The sequence below is a fragment of the Ciceribacter sp. RN22 genome, assembly GCF_024054295.1.
Taxonomy (GTDB): domain Bacteria; phylum Pseudomonadota; class Alphaproteobacteria; order Rhizobiales; family Rhizobiaceae; genus Allorhizobium; species Allorhizobium lividum.
Genome location: NZ_JAMXLD010000002.1, coordinates 1,228,003 through 1,248,803, shown reverse-complemented (window position 1 = coordinate 1,248,803; position 20,801 = coordinate 1,228,003). Strand labels below are relative to the sequence as shown.

At 63.6% G+C, this 20,801-nt stretch carries 14 protein-coding genes; 3 read left to right on the top strand and 11 right to left on the bottom strand.

The window, feature by feature from the left end:
• Window positions 1-4 precede the first annotated feature (4 nt).
• The 5 genes from NHF53_RS20820 to ppsA form a co-directional block, all read right to left on the bottom strand.
• Window positions 5-1,114, bottom strand: coding sequence for an ABC transporter ATP-binding protein (locus tag NHF53_RS20820; protein ID WP_252835858.1), 1,110 nt, complete (start codon window positions 1,112-1,114; stop codon window positions 5-7).
• A 4-nt stretch (window positions 1,115-1,118) separates the two neighbouring features.
• Entirely contained in the window at window positions 1,119-2,009 is an 891-nt protein-coding gene (locus NHF53_RS20815) for a carbohydrate ABC transporter permease (RefSeq protein WP_114364745.1), read from the bottom strand.
• A complete protein-coding gene (locus NHF53_RS20810) occupies window positions 2,006-2,908 on the bottom strand; it encodes a carbohydrate ABC transporter permease (RefSeq protein ID WP_252835857.1) in 903 nt (300 codons plus the stop codon). The genes NHF53_RS20815 and NHF53_RS20810 overlap by 4 nt, the downstream gene beginning before the upstream one ends.
• A 106-nt stretch (window positions 2,909-3,014) precedes the next feature.
• Window positions 3,015-4,262, bottom strand: a complete 1,248-nt coding sequence (locus tag NHF53_RS20805) for an ABC transporter substrate-binding protein (RefSeq protein ID WP_114364743.1) — start codon at window positions 4,260-4,262, stop codon at window positions 3,015-3,017.
• Between the two features lie 221 nt (window positions 4,263-4,483).
• Window positions 4,484-6,877, bottom strand: a complete 2,394-nt coding sequence (gene ppsA, locus NHF53_RS20800; protein ID WP_252835856.1) for a phosphoenolpyruvate synthase — start codon at window positions 6,875-6,877, stop codon at window positions 4,484-4,486.
• Window positions 6,878-7,455: 578 nt separating this feature from the next.
• Between ppsA and NHF53_RS20795 the strand changes: the two genes are divergently transcribed.
• Window positions 7,456-8,265 carry an NAD(P)-dependent oxidoreductase gene (locus NHF53_RS20795; RefSeq protein ID WP_252835855.1) on the top strand — a complete coding sequence of 270 codons (810 nt, stop codon included), beginning with the start codon at window positions 7,456-7,458 and terminating at the stop codon, window positions 8,263-8,265.
• Between the two features lie 9 nt (window positions 8,266-8,274).
• Here NHF53_RS20795 and NHF53_RS20790 read toward each other — a convergent pair whose 3' ends face one another.
• The 3 genes from NHF53_RS20790 to NHF53_RS20780 all read right to left on the bottom strand — a co-directional run bounded on the left by NHF53_RS20790 (window position 8,275) and on the right by NHF53_RS20780 (window position 13,062).
• Window positions 8,275-9,822, bottom strand: a complete 1,548-nt coding sequence (locus tag NHF53_RS20790; RefSeq protein WP_252835854.1) for a bifunctional aminoglycoside phosphotransferase/ATP-binding protein — start codon at window positions 9,820-9,822, stop codon at window positions 8,275-8,277.
• A 360-nt stretch (window positions 9,823-10,182) separates the two neighbouring features.
• Window positions 10,183-11,724 (bottom strand): aldehyde dehydrogenase family protein, encoded by a 1,542-nt coding sequence (locus tag NHF53_RS20785; RefSeq protein ID WP_252835853.1) that lies wholly within the window; start codon window positions 11,722-11,724, stop codon window positions 10,183-10,185.
• A 54-nt stretch (window positions 11,725-11,778) separates the two neighbouring features.
• A complete protein-coding gene (locus tag NHF53_RS20780; protein ID WP_252835852.1) occupies window positions 11,779-13,062 on the bottom strand; it encodes an FAD-binding oxidoreductase in 1,284 nt (427 codons plus the stop codon).
• Between the two features lie 220 nt (window positions 13,063-13,282).
• Here NHF53_RS20780 and NHF53_RS20775 point away from each other — a divergent pair, with 220 nt between their 5' ends.
• A complete protein-coding gene (locus NHF53_RS20775; protein ID WP_252835851.1) occupies window positions 13,283-14,212 on the top strand; it encodes a LysR family transcriptional regulator in 930 nt (309 codons plus the stop codon).
• Here NHF53_RS20775 and NHF53_RS20770 read toward each other — a convergent pair.
• Both NHF53_RS20770 and purU read right to left on the bottom strand, forming a co-directional pair.
• Window positions 14,198-17,122 (bottom strand): aminotransferase, encoded by a 2,925-nt coding sequence (locus NHF53_RS20770; RefSeq protein ID WP_252835850.1) that lies wholly within the window; start codon window positions 17,120-17,122, stop codon window positions 14,198-14,200. The two genes, NHF53_RS20775 and NHF53_RS20770, sit on opposite strands and share 15 nt — an antisense overlap.
• A gap of 116 nt (window positions 17,123-17,238) precedes the next feature.
• Window positions 17,239-18,123: a formyltetrahydrofolate deformylase gene (gene purU, locus NHF53_RS20765; protein WP_252835849.1), complete on the bottom strand. Its 885-nt coding sequence runs from the start codon at window positions 18,121-18,123 to the stop codon at window positions 17,239-17,241.
• A 309-nt stretch (window positions 18,124-18,432) separates the two neighbouring features.
• Here purU and NHF53_RS20760 point away from each other — a divergent pair, with 309 nt between their 5' ends.
• The gene (locus NHF53_RS20760) at window positions 18,433-19,509 is read left to right on the top strand and encodes a glycoside hydrolase family 5 protein (protein WP_252835848.1); all 1,077 of its coding nucleotides are present in this window, start codon (window positions 18,433-18,435) and stop codon (window positions 19,507-19,509) included.
• On the opposite strand, the gene NHF53_RS20755 is transcribed toward NHF53_RS20760, so the two are convergent.
• Window positions 19,457-20,746, bottom strand: coding sequence for a UDP-phosphate alpha N-acetylglucosaminyltransferase (locus NHF53_RS20755; RefSeq protein WP_252835847.1), 1,290 nt, complete (start codon window positions 20,744-20,746; stop codon window positions 19,457-19,459). The two genes, NHF53_RS20760 and NHF53_RS20755, sit on opposite strands and share 53 nt — an antisense overlap.
• Between the last annotated feature and the right edge of the window lie 55 nt (window positions 20,747-20,801).

The window sequence follows — 20,801 nt, the reverse complement described above, 5'->3', positions numbered from 1 at the left end:
TGCTCTAGAGGCGGTTGCCGCTCCTTGCGTCGAACAGCTTCGCCTTCGCCATGTTGACTTCGAAGGAGAAGAACTCGCCCGGCTTCACCTTCTCCTCCGGCCGCACCCTTGCAATCGCTTCCATGCCGCCCAGCGTAAAGACGAGCATGGTATCCGGTCCGGTCGGCTCCACGACGTCGACCTTGCGCTCGAAGACGAACGTCTCTCCATCGGCAGCGCCGTGAGCGCCCCTGTGGGCAATCGTTTCCGGGCGCATGCCGAGATAGACCTCGTCACCGAGCCGGTCTGCAACCTTTTCCGCCTGAGCCGGCGAGAGCGGAAACTGGACGGTTCCTTCCTCGTCGCTCACTTCGATCACGGTGCCGCCGTTCCTGGCCACCCGACCGCGCACGATATTCATCGATGGTGAACCCATGAAGCCTGCGACGAAGAGGTCGACGGGGTTCTCGTAGATTTCCTCGGGCGTGCCGAACTGGCGGATGTGACCATTGTCCATCACAGCGATGCGGGACGCGAGCGTCATCGCCTCGATCTGGTCGTGGGTGACGTAGATGATCGTCTTGCCCAACCTCAGGTGAAGCTTCTTGACTTCAGTGCGCATCTCGATGCGGAGCTTGGCATCGAGATTGGAAAGCGGTTCGTCGAAGAGGAAGACGTCCGGATTGCGCACCAGTGCCCGCCCCATAGCGACACGCTGGCGCTGCCCGCCGGAAAGCTGTCCGGGCTTGCGGTCGAGGAGCTGGTCGATGTGTAGCAGTTGCGACACGTCGCCGAGAGCCTCCTCCTGCACGCTGCGTTCGATGCCGCGGGTCTGCATGCCGAAGGTGATGTTCTCGCGCACGGATTTGGTCGGATAAAGCGCGTAGGACTGGAACACCATCGCGATGTTGCGGTCCTTCGGAGGGATATCGTTGACGACATCGTCGCCGATCCGGATGTCGCCGCTGGTCAGGGTTTCGAGGCCGGCCACCAGATTGAGCAGGGTGGACTTGCCGCAACCGGACGGACCGACGAGGACGACGAACTCTCCGTCCTCAATGTCGATGTCCACGCCCTTGATGACCTCGACCGAGCCGAACTTCTTCCAGACGTTGCGCAGTTCCACCCGAGCCATCGCATCAACCTTTCACGGCGCCGGCGGACAGTCCGCGGACGAAGTATTTTCCGGCGACAATGTAGACGAGAAGGGTCGGCAGGGCCGCGATGATCGCGGCTGCCATGTCGACGTTGTATTCCTTCACGCCGGTGCTGGTCGCCACGATGTTGTTGAGGGCGACCGTCACCGGATTGCTGTCGCCGACCGTGAAGGCGATCCCGAACAGGAAGTCGTTCCAGATCTGGGTGAACTGCCAGATGACGGTCACCACGATGGTCGGAAGCGACATCGGCAGAAGGACGCTGAAGAAAATCGTGAAGAAGCCCGCGCCGTCGATCTTGGCAGCGTTCACGATGCCGTCGGATACGCCGACGAAGAAGTTGCGGAAGAAGAGCGTGGTGAAGGCAAGCCCGTAGACGGTATGGACGAGGATCAAGCCGTAGACGCTGCCCGCCAGTCCGAAGTAGCCGAGCATGCGGGCCATCGGCAGCAGCACCACCTGGAAGGGAATGAACGAGCCGAAGAGCATCAGTGCGAAGATGATATCCGCTCCGCGGAAACGCCACTTGGTCAGCGCATAACCGTTAAGCGCGCCGAGCATCGTCGAGATGATCACCGACGGCACGACCATCAGCACGGAGTTCATGAAATAGGGTTCGAGCCCGGTGCAGCGCACGCCGACGCAGGCCGATGACCACGCCTTCGCCCAGGCGTCGAAGTTGACGGCCCGCGGAAGGCTGACGAGCGAGGAGGTGCGAATCTCGTCCAACGACTTGAGCGAGGTCGAAACCATCACCACCAGCGGCATCAGGTAGTAGAGACAGAAGAGGATGAGCGCCGCGAAAAGAAGGCCGCGCAACATGGCCTGCCGCAGGCCCTTGGGACGGACGATGCCGGACTCCTGGCGGCTCATTTCGCGGGCCTCCTCAGCTCAGAATAGAGGTAGGGCACATAGATCGCCGTGATCGTGACCAGCATCATGACGGCGCTTGCGGCGGCCGTGCCGAGTTCGCTCCTCTGGAAAGCGAAGGAGTACATGAAGGTCGCCGGCACGTCGGTGGCGTAGCCAGGCCCGCCGCCCGTGAGCGCCATGACGAGGTCGAAGCTCTTGATCGCCAGATGCGACAGGATCACGAAGGCGGAGAAGAATACAGGTCGGACGATCGGCAGGATGATGGTGCCATAGATACGCACCGGCCCGGCGCCGTCGATCGCCGCGGCTTTGATGATCTCGTCATCGACCGAACGCAGTCCGGCGAGGAAGAGCGCCATGACGTAGCCCGAGGACTGCCAGACGCCGGCGATGACCACGGTGTAGATCGCCATCTTCGGATCGACCAGCCAGTCGAAGTTGAAGTTCTCGAAGCCGAGGTTCTGCACGATCTTCTCGATGCCGAGCGTAGGGTTCAGGATCCACTTCCAGGCGGTACCAGTCACGATGAAGGAGAGCGCCATCGGATAGAGATAGATTGTGCGGATCAGGCCTTCGGAACGAATGCGCTGGTCGAGCAGGATGGCGAGCAGCAGCCCGATGACCATGCAGCCGACGATGAACAGGCTCGTAAAGACGAAGAGGTTCTCCAGCGCCACGAGCCAGCGCGGTGTGGTCCACAGCCGGATGTACTGCGAGAGCCCGGAGAAGGTGTAGTTCGGCATTACGCCGGACTTGGTGAAGGAGATGTAGACGGTCCAGGCGATGAAGCCGTAGACGAAGAGCAGGCTCGTCGCGAACAGTGGCGAGACGACGATTTGCGGTAGCCATCGCTCGAGGAAGCGGTCGAACACGACCCGCCCGGTCTTCGAACTTGCCATGGTCTACGTTCCTCCCTTCCCCCGTGGTCCCACGCACGTGCCGCCTGCCGGAACGGTCTTTTCATGAGCCGGGCGCCGTGGGGAGCCCGGCTCGGTCGCTGTGGGGCTATTGCGCCCGCTTGACCGCTTCGCCCAGCGCCTTGGCGGCGTCGGCCGAGCTCATGTCGGAGTTGAAGAAGTTCGTCACGACGTCGAGGAACTCGCCGCGAACTGTCCGCGGGATCGCCATCTCATGCGCCATCGAAGGCACGAAGGCGTTGTTCTTGACGGATGCCGTCAGATCCTCATGCGATTTCAGTGCGCAGGAGTCGAACTTGTCGAGGCTGACGTCGGTGCGTGCCGGGATCGAACCCTTGGCAAGGTTGAAGGTCTCCTGGAATTCGGGCGACATGATCAGGCTTGCCAGCACCTTCTGTCCCTCGATCTGGTCCTGGCCGGAAACCTTGAAGAAGGCGAAGCTGTCGGCATTGAAGATATAGCCGTTGCCCGGCGTCGGAGCGCAGAGGAAGTCCTTGCCCGGCACCTTGCCAGCGGCGAGGAACTCGCCTTTCGCCCAGTCGCCCATGATCTGGAACGCCGCCTCGCCATTCATGACCATGGCGGTGGCAAGGTTCCAGTCCCGTCCGGAGAAGCCCGGGTCGACGTAGCCGCGCAGCTTGCGAAGCTGGTCGAAGACCTTGACCATCGTCTCACCGGTAAGTGCGTCCTGGTCCAGCTCGACGAGCGCCTTGCGGTAGAAGTCCGCCCCCTGGCTGAGTACGATCGTCTCGAACACCGTCGCGTCCTGCCACGGCTGGCCGCCGTGGGCGAGCGGGGTGATGCCGGCAGCCTTCAACTTGTCGGCGACCGCATTGAATTCGTCCCAAGTGGTCGGAACTTCCGCGCCGACCTTCGCCAGTACCGTCGGGTTGACCCACATCCAGTCGACGCGATGGATGTTGACCGGCGCGGCGACGTATTTGTCCTTGTACTTCATGATCGACGCGAGGGTGGGCGGGAGGACCGAATCCCAGTTCTCGGCCTTGGCGACATCTTCGACGTCGTTCAGGCTGCCCTGGTCGGCCCATTCCTGAATGCCGGGACCTTTCAGCTGCACCGCGGCGGGCGGGTTACCCGCCATGACCCTGGCTCGCAGCGCCGTCATCGCGGCATCACCGCCGCCGCCGGCGATCGGAGAGTCGATCCAGGTGCCGCCCTTCTTTTCGAAGGCTTCCTTCAGGGTGCCGACAGCCTTCGCCTCGCCTCCCGACGTCCACCAGTGAAGCACTTCCACAGTCCCGCCGGCATAAGAAGATGCCGGCAACATCAATGCGGTAACGGCTGCCGCCGCCATAAGCGATCTTACCGAAAGCATGGTGACCTCCCGGAGCTTTCATCGATTGCCGGAGTGACTCCGGAACCGCCTGTTGAAAATCTGCCTGTATTTCGACGTTGCTTCGTTCACCCGGTCCCGCTTGCGGAAAACGGGTGAACGCTGTCAAAGCTATAGCTAATTTTCGAACTTACTTTGATAAGGATCAAGTGAAATAAATTTCCGAGCGCCGGAAAATTCTCACCTCGATGAGCTCTCCTCGGTTACTTTCGACTTGTCCGCGCCTCCGTTTCTGCAACCTTGCGCTTCACGGCGATGAAGCTGTCAGGGCTTACCGACATCGAATTGATGCCGCACTCGACGAGGAATTCGGCGAACTCAGGATGGTCGCTGGGGGCCTGCCCGCAAAGGCCGATCTTGGCGCCTGCCTTGCGTGCTTCGGTGATCACCTTCTCGATCATCCATTTCACCGCCTCGTCCTGTTCGTCGAAGAGGTCGGCGAGTTCACCGGAATCGCGGTCGACGCCGAGCGTGAGCTGCGTCAGGTCGTTCGAGCCGATCGAGAAACCGTCGAAGCGGTCGGCGAACTTGGCGGCGAGGATCACGTTCGACGGGATTTCGCACATGACATAGACCTGAAGGTCGTTTTCGCCTCGCTTCAGGCCGTTCTCCGCCATGACGCCGAGAACCTTGTCGGCCTCGCCCACCGAGCGGCAGAAGGGGATCATCACGACAACGTTCGTAAATCCCATCTCGTCGCGCAGGCGCCGTATCGCCTGACATTCGAGCGCGAACCCTTCGCGGTAACGGGGCGAGTAGTAGCGGGAGGCGCCGCGGAAGCCGATCATCGGGTTCTCTTCCTCCGGCTCGAACTCGGCGCCGCCGACGAGGCCGGCATATTCGTTGGTCTTGAAGTCGCTCATGCGGACGATTACCGGCTTCGGGAAAACCGCAGCCGCCAGCCGCGCCAGCCCTCGGGAGAGTTTGTCCACGAAATAGTCCGGCTTATGGTCGTAGCCGAGCGTCAGGGCCGCAATCTCGTTCTTTGCGGCTTCGTCTTTCAGCCGGTCGAAATGCACGAGCGCCATCGGATGAACGCGGATGGCGTTGCTGACGACGAACTCCATGCGGGCGAGGCCGATGCCGTCAGACGGCATGCGCCACCAGCGGAACGCAGAGCCGGGATTGGCGAGGTTCAGCATCACGTGGGTCGCCGTCGAGGGAAGGTCGCTGACGTCGAGGTCGTTGACGGTCACGTCGGCGATCCCCTCGTAGATGAAGCCTTCGTCGCCTTCGGCGCAGGAGATCGTCACCTCCTGTCCGGTGTGTAGGAGTTCGGTCGCGTTGCCGGTGCCGACGACAGCCGGCAGGCCGAGTTCGCGGCTGACGATCGCCGCGTGGGAGGTGCGCCCGCCGTGATCGGTGACGATCGCGGCGGCCCGCTTCATGATCGGGACCCAGTCCGGGTCCGTCGTCTGGGTGACGAGAATGGAGCCGTCGACGAACTTGCCGATATCCTTGGCCGTTTCGATCAGGCACACCTGACCGGTCGCCACCGCATCACCGATCGAGAGTCCTCTCGCAAGCACCTTCCCCTTGTTCTTGATTTCATAGGTCTTGAAGACACCGGCGCCGCGCCTTGCCTGGACCGTTTCGGGCCGGGCCTGAACGATGTACATGGCACCGGTCCTGCCGTCGCGTGCCCATTCCATGTCCATCGGGCACCCGTAATGTGCCTCGATGGTGGTGGCCCATTCGGCAAGGGTCAGGATTTCCGGATCGCTCAGGACATAGGCCGCGCGCTCGGCCTTCGAGGTCGGGACATTGCGCGTCGGAGCGTCGCCTGTCCCGTAGATCATCTTGATGTCCTTGGCGCCTCGCTTCTTCTCGATGATCGGGGTGAGCGACGGATTGCCGAGCAGAGGTTTGAAGACCTGGTACTCGTCTGGATCGACGGTGCCCTGGACGACGTTCTCGCCGAGCCCCCAGGCGGCGTTGATCAGGACCACCTTGTCGAAGCCGGTTTCGGTATCGATCGAGAACATGACCCCCGACCCGCCAAGGTCTGACCGCACCATCTGTTGAACGCCGATCGAGAGCGCGACCTTCATGTGGTCGAAGCCCTTGGCCTTGCGGTAGCTGATCGCGCGATCGGTGAAGAGCGAAGCGTAGCAACGACGGCAGGCGTCGATCAGAGCCTTTTCACCCTTGATGTTGAGGAAGGTCTCCTGCTGTCCGGCAAAACTGGCGTCCGGCAGGTCCTCCGCGGTCGCGCTCGAGCGGACGGCGACTTCTGCTTCGCTGACGCCTGCGCGCCTCGAAAGTTCGCGGTAGGCCTCGATGATCGCCTTTTCGGTGTTCGTCGGCCAGTCTCCGCGAAGGAAGATCGCTCGGATCGCCTGACCCGTCTCGGCAAGCGTCGACTTGCCGGCTTCCCAGTCGGCCAAGAGACCGGTCATGCGGTCCTCCAGCTTGTTGGCCTCGACATAGTTCCAGTATGCATCGGCCGTCGTGGCGAAGCCCGGCGGGACGTTGATGCCCTTCGAGGAGAGTGTCTGCACCATCTCGCCGAGCGAGGCATTCTTGCCGCCGACCCGTGATACGTCGTGGCGGCCAAGTGTTTCGAACCATGCGGTGGATTGAGTGACTGCAGACATGGATAGCCTCCCGAACAGATGAGGATGTGGCGGAACATGATCAGTACGGCTCGACCATAGGCGCTACATGCACCGGTCTCTTTGACAAAAATCAACGTGCAAGCCCGACAGATCAGCGTCGACAATCGCCGCGTGCGACTTCGACTGGCAAAGAATCGTACTTTTGTGGGCACTTTCTGGAGTTATGTCGGCTTCGGCGTCACAATACCCCTTGAATTGTACGGTGGTTTTGCGCTTAGTCGATGCCTAGTCTGGCGCAAGGGTTGGGATCTTATGCGGATCGACATCTTGGGGACGGATGCCGGATCGCCTCTTTGCGGCTGACGGCGGGCTCGCGAGGCGGAGATCCGGGGCGATCGGCGTACTTCATGTCCGTTACCTCGGTGCGAGAATGCTTGTCAGGAATCCGCAAGGGTACTGATCGGCCTCCGGCTGCAGGGCACAGTGCGTCGAGTGCGCGGTTCTCCGTCGGCCGTGCCGACCAAGAAAAAGAACATAGACTTGCCTTCCTGGAAGCAGTGGGGCGCATGCCGAGCGGACGACCTCACCATCGCCCTCTCCGGTTCGAGGGGGATATAATGAAAATCGCATTGGTGGGCTTCGGGGACGTGGGGCAGGCGTTCGCCACCGAATTGTTGAAGTGGAACCATGTGTCGGTTGCCGCTTTCGACACCCAGTTCCTGGGCAAGGGTGGTTGGCTCTGGGATCACGCCTGTGCCATGGGTGTTCAGGCAGTCGATTGCCCCTCTATGAGTGCATGCGGCGCTGATGTCGTCATTTCTGCAGTGACTGCCGACGAGTGCGAGGAGGCCGCGATGGCGGCCGCGGATTGCATCATGGCGGGGCAGTATTTCTTTGATCTCAACTCCGCCTCGCCGAAGACGAAGCAGCGGGCGGCATCGCATATCGAGTGTGCCGGCGGCCTTTACGTCGAAGGCGCGATCATGGCGCCGGTCGCTGAGCGCGGGCTGCACGTCCCTATTCTTTCGGGCGGCGCTCATGCGATGGTTCTTGCAACCCGCCTCAATCCTCTCGGCATGAGCATCACGCCATTCTCTGCCGATATCGGACGCGTTTCGGCGGCAGCCCTTTGCCGCAATCTTCTGGTCGAGGGGCTCGAAGCTCTGCTCGACGACTGCCTTGCCATCGCACGCCACGCCGGTGTCGAGAAGGCGGTATACCAAAGCCTCGCGGAGGATTTTCCATCCATCGATTGGGCGGGCCTCGTCCACGCGATGCGACCCGACAGTACCGAGAACCATCCGGCGACCACGGCGGAGATGCTGGAAGCGGCCGACATGATGGACGAATTCGGCTACGACGGGCGCCTGGAACGGGCGCTCGCGTTCCACAAGAAGTGCGGCACCGGTGGGAATATCGCGCAGTAGAGGGTCGCATCAGTGCCGACCGGATGACTCCACGCAAGCCGCGGCAAGTCTCTCGACCGTTTGGAGAAGGTCCTCCAGCGTGGTGCTGCTGTCCAGCCGGTTCCAGCCGATCGTCCCCGGATCTCTCGCCATCTGCCGCTCGAGGACGTCGATGGTCGCATCCGAGGTTCCCTGTGGACGTGCCTTGATCCGTTCTTTCAGAACCTCGGGGGCCGCATCGAGCCAGACCCCGGCGAAGGGAACTCTAAGCCTCGTCGCCACTGCTTCGATCGCATCGCGGTGCTCTTCGGTGTCGTAGACAGCATCGACGATCACACGGCCGCCACCGGCCAGAATGACGGCCGCCTTTTCGCGGAGCGCATTGTAGACCCTGGCAGAAACCTCGGGCCGATAGGCATCGAGCGGCAACCGCTCATTCGGCCGCAGTCCGAACATCGCCTTGCGCAGCCGGTCGCTTTCCAGAATCCGCGCGCCCGGCGCGCTGCCGAGCCGCGGAGCCAGAGCGTCGGCGAGCGTCGACTTTCCCGATCCGCTCAGCCCGCCGATGACGACGAGCCGCGGTGAACCGGGGTGCAGGAGCTCTCGCGCGAAATCGAAATAGCCCCTGGCGAACCGGGTCAGCGCGCCGTCCGGATCGGCATCCTCTTCGATCTGCGTGCCGGTGACATGGGCGCGGACAGCGGCCCGCACAGCCATGAAGAACGGCAGAAGCCGGAAGCCTGCGTCTTCGCCGGTCAAATCGAAATAGCGGTTCATGACGACGTTGGCGAAGACATGGAAGCCGCGATGCCACAGGTCCATCAGCAGGAAGGCGAGATCGTAGAGCACGTCGACGGTTGCGATCCGATCGTTGAAATCGATGCAGTCGAACATGCGCGGCCCGTCGTCGCCCATGAAGATGTTTCGCAGGTGGAGATCACCGTGGCAGTGTCTTACCTTCCCGGCCACCTCTCGCTGATCCATCTGTGGGGCGACAGCCATCCAGGCTTGCCGGAACGCTGCGGCGAGGGACCGGACGTCCTCCTCCGCGAAGACATGGCTGGTCGCGAAGCCCGCCTCGTTGATGTCGAGTACTGCGGCCATGTTTGCCGAGCCGCTGGTTTCATGGACCACTGGCGCCTTTGCGTGGAAGGCTGCGACGATCTCCGCCGTCTCCTCCATCATGGCGGTCGTGAGCTTGCCCTCTGCGGCCATGCGTTCGAACAGCGAATGCTGGGCGAAACGCCGCATCTCGACCACCGCGTCGATCATCTCGCCCTGTCCGTCGAAAGCGATGGTTCCGTCGGCCTCCCGCGTGATCCGCCGGACGCCGAGATAGAGTTCGGGCGTGGCGCGGCGGTTGAGTTCCACCTCGCGGTGGCAGAAGGCGAGCCGAAGTTCGGGCGTGGAGAAGTCTACATACGGGAGTTTCACCGCGCGCTTGAGCTTGAAGGCGAGCCCGTCGATCAGGAAGACGATCGAGATATGGGTTTCGATGATCTTGACGGGACCGGAAAGGCCGTAACTTTCACCCCGTGTGAGAAAATCGATCGTCGGGGACTGGTCGTGGATATCCATTCACTCTCCCTGCGTCTCGGCGGCAATCTCACCTTGTCCGATTCCGACGCCGATGGCCATATGAGATGGCGCGCCTGCGACGATCGGCGGATGGCTGCCCGCCCGTCGATCAAAAAGAAAGCGCGAAGCTCTCTCAACGGTTCGACAAAGCCTCGAAATGCGCAAAGGGTTATGCTTTCTTACGAACGTAAGTTCAGGCCGCCTAGGGCCAACCGCTTTGCGCATCGTCATCGCGGTGTTGCAATCACCCAATGACAAACGAGGCCGGTGCATCATAACAAATGCACCGGCCTCGCAATGTATAAGGCCGCACGACGTGTCGGTCGCGCGGCCTTGCGATTTGCCGGTGTGTCGGGCGGGTCAGCCGACGTCGAATTTCACGCCCTGTGCCAGCGGAAGCGTCTTGCCGTAGTTCACGGTATTGGTGGCGCGACGCATATAGGCTTTCCAGGCGTCCGAGCCGGATTCGCGGCCGCCGCCTGTCTCCTTCTCGCCGCCGAACGCGCCGCCGATCTCGGCGCCCGACGGGCCGATATTGACGTTGGCGATGCCGCAGTCGGAACCCCGGGCGGATACGAAAGTCTCGGCTTCCTGCATGTTATTGGTGAAGATGGACGAGGAGAGGCCCTGCGGCACGTCGTTGTTGAGTGCGAGCACCTCGTCGAAGTCGCTGTACTTCATGACATAGAGGATCGGGGCGAAGGTCTCTTCCTTCACCGGTCCCGTCTGGGCCGGCATCTCGACGACGGCAGGCCGGACGTAGAAGGCGTCGGCCGCCTCGTTCTGCAGCACGCGGTCGCCGCCGGAAACCTTGCCACCGGCAGCCTTGGCCTCGGCAAGCGCCTTCTGCATCTTCTCGTAGGAGCCGCCGTCGATCAGCGGACCGACGAGCGTAGACGACTGGAGCGGGCTGCCGATGGTGACCGAACCATAGGCTTGGATCAGCCGCGGCACCAGCTTGTCGTAGACGCTCTCGTGCACGAAGAGGCGACGAAGCGTCGTGCAGCGCTGGCCGGCCGTACCCATCGCAGCGAAGGCGACGCCGCGCAGCGTCAGGTCGAGATCGGCCGTCGGGCAGACGATCGCGGCATTGTTGCCGCCGAGTTCGAGGATCGAGCGGGCGAAGCGGGTGGCGAGGCGCGGTCCGACGGCGCGACCCATGGCCGTCGAGCCGGTTGCCGATACGAGCGGAACGCGCGGGTGGTCGACCAACACTTCGCCGACCTCGCGGCCGCCGATCAGCAGCGTGGACAGATTGGCCGGTGCCTTGCCGCCTTCGGCGATGTAGCGGGCGAGCGCCTTTTCGAAGATCGCCTGGGTCGCGAGTGCGGTGAGCGGGGTCTTTTCAGACGGCTTCCAGACGGTCGAGTTGCCGCAGACGAGGGCAAGCGCCGCGTTCCACGACCAGACTGCAACCGGGAAGTTGAAGGCGGAGATGATGCCGGTGACGCCGAGGGGGTGCCACGTCTCCATCATGCGGTGGTCGGCGCGCTCGGTGGCGATCGTCAGGCCGTAGAGCTGGCGGGAGAGGCCGACCGCGAAGTCGCAGATGTCGATCATTTCCTGAACCTCGCCGAGGCCTTCGGAGAGGATCTTGCCGACTTCGATCGAAACCAGGCGACCGAGGTCGGCCTTGGCTGCGCGCAGTTCCTCGCCGAGCAGGCGGATGAGTTCGCCGCGCTTCGGTGCGGGAACCAGCCGCCATTCCAGGAATGCCTCGTGCGCGGCGCTGATCGCCTTGTCCGCATCGGCCGAGCTGATCTCGGCGAGCCTCGCCAGTTCTTCGCCGTTGACCGGCGAACGGACGGCAAGCGTGCCGCCGGAGAGCTTTGCCTGCGGGACACCGAGGCGGGTGAGGATGGCGCTGACTTCGGCCGAGAGACCAAGATTGGCGAGGGTCATTGGGGTCCTTCCAGTTCTTTCGTTTTGTTATGGCTGGGGGGCGGCGCCTCGTGTCTAGACGCGGGCTCCCGCGAAATGGGCGATCTGCGCGCCGGCTTCGTAGTAGGCGCCCTTCAGCGTGCGCAACGATGCCTTCTCGACCGCCGTTACCGGCAGCGGCAGATCGGCCTCGGAGAGCTCGCCGAGAACATGACGTGCAATCGTCTTACCGAAAACCGTGCCCGGCGCAATGCCGCGGCCGTTATAGCCGGAGAAGCCGACGACCTTGGGGGCGAAGGCGTGGAAGCGTGGTAGTGCGTCGCTCGTCATGCCGATGCGGCCGTACCATTCGGCCTCGAATTCGATGCCGGCGAGCGCCGGGAAGAGTCTCTTGAGCGCCCGCTTCGCCCACGCCCGGTGAACGCTGAGGCCGGTGTTGCGCAGCGCCCCGACGCTTCCGAAGATCAGACGACCCGCCCGGTCCATGCGGAACGAGGAGAGGACTTCCCTGGTGTCCCAACAACCCTCGCGACCCGGCAGGATCGTCTTCAGGAGCTCCTTCGGCAGCGGCACTGTGGCGAAGTTGAAATAGGGGAGCAGGACCTGCTCGTTTCGGACTGCTTCCCACGGACCGGTCGAATAGAATTCCGAAGCGACGACGATCCAGTCGGCGGACACCGAACCGCCTTTCGTGCGAATGATCCAGCGGTCGCCGGCGCGTTCCGTCGAGACTGCGGCACTGCCGGTATGAATGGTCGCGCCTGCCGCGATCGCTGCCTTTGCAAGACCGCGGACATAGGCGAGCGGCTGCAGCGTCCCGGCCCGCATGTCGAGCAGCGAGCCCGCATAGGCGGATGTGCCGGTGCGCCTCGCCGTTTCTTCCGCCGAAAGGACGCGGACATCGGCACCCCGCTCCGCCCACTGGCGGCAGCGTTCCCTGATCTCCTCGAGGCCGGCCTTGCCCACTGCGCAGTGCAGCGTTCCGTTCTTCTCGATCTCACAGTCGATCTCGTGTTTCTCGACCAGCTCACGCACCAGCAGCGGCGCGTTACCGAGGAGGTCGAGCAGGCGTTCGCCGTAGACGGGGCCAAGCACCCCCGGGATTTCCGAGGGCATGACCCACATGCCGCCGTTGATCAGCCCGACGTTGCGTCCGGCACCGCCGAAGCCGACTTCGGTCGCTTCAAGGAGAACGACCTTCACGCCCTTCTCGGTGAGATGCAGCGCCGCCGAGATACCGGTATAGCCGCCGCCGACGATGACGACGTCCGCCGCGATGTCGCCGGTGAGAGCAGATGTCCGAGGCGCCGCAGGGGCTGTCTTTTCCCACAGGCCGTGGGAGCGTGGATCGTTCAACATGATTGTCGTCCGTGTAATGTTTGCCGGCCGCTTCGGGTCGGCGCGGCGGGTCAATCCTTCGGCTCACCATCGGGATGCGGCAAGGTCGGGATCGGTCCAGATCCGCTGCCGGGGTCCAAGCGGCCCCTCATTCCGTTTGTGCAGTCTTGCGGAAATTAGAAGAGGATTTTATCCAGCAGTACCGATAAATTCTCAAGAGTTCATTCCCAAGGGGTATAACATGCTGCCCGCACGGCGCTTCCTGCCTTCGCTCTCTCTGCTGGCTGCCTTCGAGGCGGCGGCGCGGACGGGAAGCATCACCGCAGCCGCGAAGGAGCTCGATCTCACCCAGAGCGCCGTGAGCCGCCAGATCAAGGCGCTGGAGAGTCAGATCGGCGTCGACCTCTTCGTGCGCGAGCGGCAGACGATCCGCCTCACCGTCGCCGGCGAGAGCTACGCCCACGAGATCCGCGAGGCGTTGCGCCGCATTTCCAGCGCATCGCTGAATCTTCGCGCCAATCCGCGCGGCGGCACGCTCAACCTGGCCATCCTGCCGACCTTCGGCGCGCGCTGGCTTGCGCCCCGGCTCGGTCGCTTTCTCGACGCCAATCCGGGGATCACAATCAACCTCGTCACCCGGCTGTCGCCCTTCGACTTTCGGCTCGACGCGATCGATGCCGCCATCCATTTCGGCCAGCCGGTCTGGCCGGGGGCGGAACTGACGCTGCTGATGAAGGAGACAACGATCCCCGCCTGCAGCCCGGCCTTCAAGGCCGCCCACAAGATTGAGCAGCCGGCGGACCTCCTGAACGTGCCACTGCTGCACCTCACCACGCGGCCGGACGCCTGGGAAAAATGGTTCGCCCGCTCCGGCGTGCATGCGGAAAGTGTTCACGGCATGCTCTTCGACCAGTTCGCGACCGCCTCGCAGGCGGCCATGGGCGGGCTCGGCGTGGCACTCCTGCCGGTTTTCCTCATTCGCGAGGAACTGCGGCGCGGAGAGCTGGTGCCGGCGATCGACAAGGAGGTCGAGAGCAGCGAACGCTATTATCTCGCCTATAGCCGCGAGCGGGCGAACTATCCGCCGCTCGTCGCCTTCCGCAACTGGATCGTCGAGGAAGCCGAGCGTGAACCGCAGGGGCAGGTGCGGGAACCGTCACCAGCCCTCTGACAGCACCTTTTCCAGCATGTCGGCGAAGAAATCGGCGCTCTCGCGGGAGAGGCAGAGCGGCGGCTTGATCTTCAGAACGTTGAGATGGTCGCCGGTCGGCTGCATGATGACGCCGAGGTCGAGCAGGCGGTCGCAGATGCCGGCCGTTTCTTCGGTCGCCGGTTCCAGAGTCTCGCGGTCGCGGACGAATTCCAGCCCGAGGTAGAGGCCCATGCCGTGGACCGCGCCGACAATCGGAAAACGCTGGCCGAGCGCTTCGAGCCGCGCCTTCAGGTGGTCGCCGGTATCGCGGGCGTTTTCCTGCAGGCCCTCGTCGCGCATGATGTCGAGTACGGTCATGCCGACGACGCAACTGACCGGGCTGCCGCCGGCGGAGGAGAAGAAGTAGCCTTCCTGCTCCAGGGCATCGGCGATTTCCCGGCGGGTGATCACGGCGCCGAGTGGCTGGCCGTTGCCCATGCCCTTGGCGACCGTGATGACGTCCGGCACGACACCCTGTTCCTCGAAACCCCAGAAGTAGTGGCCGAGACGACCGTAGCCGACCTGCACCTCGTCGGCGATACAGACCCCGCCGCGCTCGCGGATCATGCCGTAGACCTGCTGCAGGTAGCCGGGCGGCAGCGGGATGCCGCCGGCATTGCCGTAGACCGTCTCGCAGATGAAGCCGGCGAGACCGCTTCCGCTGTCGTCGATGTGCTGCAGGGCCTTCGCCACTGCGCCGACATAGTCGACGGTCGAATCTTTGCCGCGGAAGGGGCCGCGATAGGTATTCGGCGCCGTGACCGGATGCACCCAGTCCGGCCGTGTCTCGAGCGCTCTCGGATTGTCGGCGATCGAGGTGGAGACCGCGTCGCTCGCCACCGTCCACCCGTGATAGGCTTCCAGCAGGCTGACGATGTTGCGTGCGCCGGCATAGGCCCAGGCGAGGCGGAGGGCGAGGTCGTTCGCCTCCGAACCGCTGTTGACGAGGAAGACTGTGTCGAGTCCTTCGGGCGCGAGCTCTGCGAGGCGGTTGGAAAATTCTGCGACTGCCGCGTAGTGGAAGCGGGAATTGGTGTTGAGCAGCGACCATTGCCGGCCCACGGCGCGTGCGAGTCGCGGATGGCCGTGGCCGAGAATGGTGACGTTGTTGACCATATCGAGATAGGCGCGGCCGCAGACGTCGAACATATGCTCCTTCCAGCCGCGTTCGATCTGCGGTGGGTTGGAATAGTAGTTCTTCTGCGGCCGGGCGAAACTCCTTTGCCGCATGGCGAGGAGTTCATCGCTGTGCGGCGCGGGGGCGTCGACGCTGGCCCCGAGCAGCGGCGAGGGCGAAGGACAGAGCATCGACCAGGCGGCCGCTTGCTCGGGCGTCGCGAAGAGCGGCGGCACGAGATCCGCGTCGCGGCAGAGCTGCAGGCGCAAGCCGCCGACGGCTCCGGCCGCACCCGCGACCTGGCCGATGGACTGGCCGGTGGTCACCATCTCGCCGGCTTCGAGCGGGCAGTCGAGGCCGTCGACGTGAAGGCAAACGTCGTCGGAGGCGAGCACCAGATGATGGCCGTTGCGTACGATGGTGGCGTCGAAGGGGGCAATCGCCTCGGCGCCCGCCGGCAGACAGATGTCGACATGCAGTGCGCAGGTCGCCGGCGCCCGGTCACTGTGCAGTCGCGTGTAGGAAAGCCGGTATTCGCCGTAGCGGGTCGAGGCGACCTCGGTTTCCGCCGCTGCCTTGGCGAGGAGCTTCCAGTCGATCTCGTGATCCGACCAGTTTTCATTGACGAAGTCGAGGCTCAGAACCGAGAGATCGGTGAGGCGGACGTCCTCCGGAGCGATTCCGGGCAGAAGCAGGCCGATCGCCGGCAGCGGCTTTTCGGCGGTGAACCCGACAGCTTGCAGGATTGCCGTCTCCATCAGCGAGAAGGGCACCGAATTCGCGACCTCGAAGATCTTCCTTTCGTGGTCGATATTGCCGAGCACGTAGACGTTGTCGGGCTCGATCGCAAGCTGTTGCTCGCTGCTTGCGACGAGGATCACCGCCCGTGCGACAACCAGCGGCCAGAGCGCCCGCAGTTCCTCTTCCTTCAGCGGATAGAGCCGGTGGAAGGCGCGGATCGCCGGCAGGATGAAGAAGGGATCGCCGTCGGCGTGATGCAGCAGAGAGGCGCAGGTGACGGCGAGATCGGCGACCAGCCAGCCGGTCATGACATCGCCGAAGTCGATGACGCCGTCGGGCACGAAGCGGCCATGCCGGTCCCGGCGGCTGACGACGTTGTCGTCGGTGACGTCGTGGTGGATCGGCTGAGTCCTGAACGCCGCCTGCAGCGGGCGGATATGCTTGACGGCGGCGATCATCGCCTTGGCGATCGCGTCGCGTCTCGCGTGATCGCTTACGGAGCCGAGGAGCTGGAGCGCCACCGGCCCGGCCCGGCGCAGGTCCCATTGCAGGTCACGGTCGAGCCCTGGATGGGAGAAGTCGCGCAGCCCGAGAGCGATCTGTGCCGAGAGGGTGCCGAGCGCCGAGACCGCCTGCGCCGGCAGGAAACGCTGCCGCGTCAGGGGTTCGCCGTCGAGATAGGTAAGGAGGCGGACCTGGCAATCCTCTCCGCCAACGGAAAGGGCAAGAATGTGCCGTCCGGCGCCGTCGGCGAGCGGTACTGGCACGCGCGGCATGTTCTGGAGACCCGCGAGGTGGTGCATCGCGGCATTCTGCGCCTCGAGTTCGACCGTCGCATATTCCGCCCGGGCGATCTTCAAGACGAAGCGCGAGGCGCCGGTGTCGATCAGGTAGTTGCGGTCCTGCTGGCTGCCCAGTTCGCGGATCGAGCCTTCCAGTCCGTAGTGCTCGCGCAGGATCCCTGCCGCCTGTTCGGCGCTGACGTTCGGCCGCGGCAGCCGGGCGCGCTGCACAGAAGCATTGTCGGACATGATTGGCCTCCCTCGAGAATCCTTGAGCGGAGATTATCAGAGGAAAAGCAGCCGTCTATCCCGGCGAAGCGCTCGCGCCGGGATAGACCTGTTCTGCGGTCAATGGTCGCTGGGGCTCAGCCCATGCGCTCGGAGGCATAGGAACCCGGGGAGGCCGGGAAGACGACGGTGCGGTTGCCGTTGATGAAGGTCCGGTGGTGGATGTGGGCGTGGATGGCCCGCGCCAGCACCTGGCTTTCGACGTCGCGGCCGATCGAGACGTAGTCCTCCGCCGACTGCGCATGGGTGATGCGGGCGACGTCCTGCTCGATGATCGGGCCCTCGTCGAGATCGGCGGTGACGTAGTGGGCAGTCGCACCGATCAGCTTCACCCCGCGCTCGAAGGCCTGCTTGTAGGGGTTTGCACCCTTGAAGCTCGGCAGGAAGGAGTGGTGAATGTTGATGATCTTGCCCGACATCTTCTGGCACAGGCTGTCGGAAAGGACCTGCATGTAGCGGGCGAGCACGATGAGTTCAGTGCCGGTCTGCTCGACGAGGTCCAGCAACTGCTTCTCGGCCTGGGGCTTGTTCTCCTTGGTCACCTTGATGTGGTGGAAGGGGATGTCATGGTTGACGACGACCTTCTGGTAGTCGAAGTGGTTGGAGACGACGCCGACGATGTCGATCGGCAGCGCCCCGATCTTCCAGCGATAGAGCAGGTCGTTGAGGCAGTGGCCGAAGCGCGAGACCATCAGCAGCACCTTCATGCGCTCGCTGGCGTCGTGCATGTCCCATTCCATGTCGAAGGTTTCGGCGATCGGGCCAAAATCCTTCACGAGGGCTTCGCGCGTGGCACCTTCCTCGGAGATGAAGCTCACCCGCATGAAGAACTTGCCGGTGTCGAGATCGTCGAACTGCGATGAGTCGACGATGTTGCAGCCCTTTCCGGCAAGATAACCCGATATCGCAGCAACAATGCCGCGGGTCGACTTGCACGAAACCGTCAATACGTAGCTCTTCATGTTCTCTCACCCTTTTCCCGTCGCGAGCGGACTGGCGACTGATCTAGCGCACTCGCCACGGCGCGCAAAGCCGTTGGCCTTCGTTTCTGCCCGAACGGGCGTGGTTTCCGGCATCCGGTCCCCTCCCGTTCCTTGAGGGTGAGCTTAGGGCGGATGACGGAAAATTCCGTTCCGGTTGCGTCTTCTGCAAGCGATTTCCCGTCGTCGCCTTGCTGGGCGCTGTTCCGGAGGTCTCCTTCGGGAGCTTCCTTGACCTTTCGCCGCCAGCGGTCCTAACGTCCGCTTCGTGGTCGTCAAGAGTGGGGTTGCATGTTCGTCGGTTCGCGTTTCGGGAGCTCTTCCTTCTTTGGCATCGCGGCGGCGGCGGCCACGATTGCACTTCTCGCTGCCTCGCCGGGGCAGGCAACGGAGGGATGCTTTCGCGGCATCAATCTCTCCGGCGCCGAGTTCGGCGAGCCGCCCGGAACGGCAGGCAAGGATTACGTCTATCCCTCGAATGAGACCATCGACTATTTCGCGTCGAAGGGCTTCACCTCGGTGCGCCTTCCCTTCCTCTGGGAACGCCTGCAGCCGCAGCTTGGTGCGGAACTCGACCCCGCCGAACTCGCGCGTCTTGTGGAGGCGGTCGGGCGCCTGCGCGAACGGGGGCTGCGGGTCGTGCTGGATCCGCACAACTACGCCCGTTATCGCGGCGAACCCATCGGCTCGGCAGCCGTTCCGGCGGCAACATTTGCCGACTTCTGGGGTCGGCTCGCGCGCGTCTTCGCAAACCAGCCCGACGTTTCCTTCGGGTTGATGAACGAACCGCACGACATCTCCGCCGGCCAGTGGCTCGAGGGTGCCAATGCGGCAATAGCAGAGATCCGTGAGGCCGGTGCCGACAATCTTGTGCTGGTTCCAGGAACGGCCTGGACCGGCGCCCATAGCTGGCAGACATCATCGGCGGACGGTGTCAACGGCGAGGTGATGCTCGGTGTGGTCGATCCGTCGGACAATTATGCCTACGAGGTCCACCAGTATTTCGACTCCAACTTTTCCGGAACCAGTTCGAGCTGCGATCGTGGTGCCGATGCCGTTGCGGCCGTCGAGACGTTCACGCGGTGGCTGCGCGATCACGACAAGCGCGGCTATCTCGGCGAGTTCGGCGTGCCGGCGGACGAGGCCTGCGTCGGGACCCTCGCCGACATGGTGCGCGTCGTCGAAAGCAATCGTGATCTCTGGGTCGGCTGGGCCTACTGGGTTGCGGGTGACTGGTGGCCGCCGTCCGAGGCGCTGAACATCCAGCCGACGATCGAGGGCGACCGCCCGCAGCTTGCGGGGCTTGCCCCGGCGCTCAAGGATTTCTCGTCGTCGGCCGCGGAATGCCAGGCGCTCGATCGTCCCTGACCCGCCCCTCGGCGAGCGCTCGCCAGTCGATACGGTCGGCTGTTCCGAGGATGAACCACAGAAGTGCGGCCGTCTTGATGGAGTAGAGCGAGTTGCTGATGATCATCAGCAGCAGCAGGTAGACGATGACCATCGAATGGAAGGACCACGCCTTCGCGTCGCGGATCGGCGCCATGACCATCAAGGCCCAGAGCGCGATGAAGCCGAAGAGGCCGAACTTGGTGAGGGTGTAGGCGAGGCCCGAGTCGGCCGTGAACTGGTCGGTGACCGCAATCCCCAGCACGACCGGAAGATCGAGATGTGTGAGGATGCCGGCCGTGACCTTGAGGCGTCCGCCGACGTCGTTTGCTCCGCCCTCCGTGCCGGTGGCGAGCCCGTAGACGGCGATGATCGCCAGCATGAGGAAGGGCAGAGCCAGCCATATGGTCTTCGGAATGATGCGGTAGAAAGGCGTCATGAGCGTCATCAGGACGCAGGTGAAGAACCCGAAACGGGCATCGGCCAGGATGACGGTCAGGATCGCGCCCGCCATGACGGCGAAGCGATAGCGCATGTCGGAGCGGAAGAGCGCCCAGGCGAAGACGATCGCGCCGAAATTGCCCGCCGAGACGGGCTCCAGAAATACCGACGAAACACGGTGCTGTCCGAGGAACGAAAAGAGCGAGCGCGGCTCCGGGCGCATGCCGCTGATGAAGAGCCCTCTCGTCGCTCCGAAAGCTTCCTCCGGCGTTACCGTGCCGCGGGCGATGAAGTAGCCGAGCACGTTGAAGAAATCGAGATAGAGATCCGTCAGCAGGTACTCGAAGAGACCGAAGACGACGACGATCGCGATCGATGCGGTGACGAGCCGGTCGGCCAGCCGCAGGTCCCGCACGCGCGTTCCCATGAAATAGAAGGCGATCGGGATCAGGATGTCGCGGAGCGCCTTGAGATCGACGGCGCCGCGTAGTGCGAAGAGCAGCACCATGTAGCTGACGTAGAGCGCCAGAACGAGATAGATGTCGAGCTTGCGGGTGAAGGCTGCCAGTAAGGCGCAGCCGATCAGCAGCATCTCGAACAGCATGACGTGACTGTCGCGTATGCCCATCACGCGCGTGTTCACGAAGCAGAGGAACAGGTTGAACGTGAGGCCGCCCATCACGGTGAAGACGGCGAGGTGGCGCCTCGTGCGCGTCATCCAGCCGCCGGCTGCCTCCTCGGGCGGAAGGGGCGATGCGAAGGCTTCAGCGGTACGCATGACATGTCCATCGGTCGCCGTCGGCGGGCAGAGGCCTTGCTGCTGCCGGCAACCG